Source organism: Neisseria oralis (assembly GCF_045062685.1).
Lineage (GTDB): Bacteria > Pseudomonadota > Gammaproteobacteria > Burkholderiales > Neisseriaceae > Neisseria > Neisseria oralis.
Genome location: NZ_JBJGEB010000040.1, coordinates 1 through 430, shown reverse-complemented (window position 1 = coordinate 430; position 430 = coordinate 1). Strand labels below are relative to the sequence as shown.

General features: G+C 57.9%; 1 protein-coding gene. It reads right to left on the bottom strand.

What is annotated here, in order from left to right; all coding sequences use genetic code 11:
- Nucleotides 1-13 precede the first annotated feature (13 nt).
- A partial coding sequence (locus tag ACI43T_RS11995) for a GA-like domain-containing protein (RefSeq protein WP_405387340.1) occupies nt 14-430 on the bottom strand: 417 nt, incomplete at its 5' end.

The following is a 430-nucleotide window of genomic DNA, read 5'->3' as shown; positions in this document are numbered from 1 at the left end:
CCTCCTCCGAGACCTAGACGCCCGTGTTCGCCGGCAGGGTGAGCGCCGGAACAGTCACAGCGTTCACATCGTCTGTACGGGTTTGCAAGGATGCTTTGGTGTTGCCTTCCGCATCTTTCGCACCTTCCGGCAATGCTTTCACTGCCGCATCCGCCGCCGCTTTGGTTTCAGCGACTTTGGCGTTCAGTGCTGTCAGTTTGTCCGCTTCTGCTTGGCTGATGATGCCGTCTGCGTTCGCATCCGCCAACGCGTCTTCCGCGGCTTTTTCTGCCGCTTCCGCGGCTTTCACTTTCGCCAATGCATCGGCTACCGCTTGCTCATCGCTGTCTTTGATGCCGTTGTTGTCTGCATCGGTGACGGACGGTACGGTCACTTCGTTCACATCGTCTGTACGGGTTTGCAAGGATGCTTTGGTGTTGCCTTCCGCATC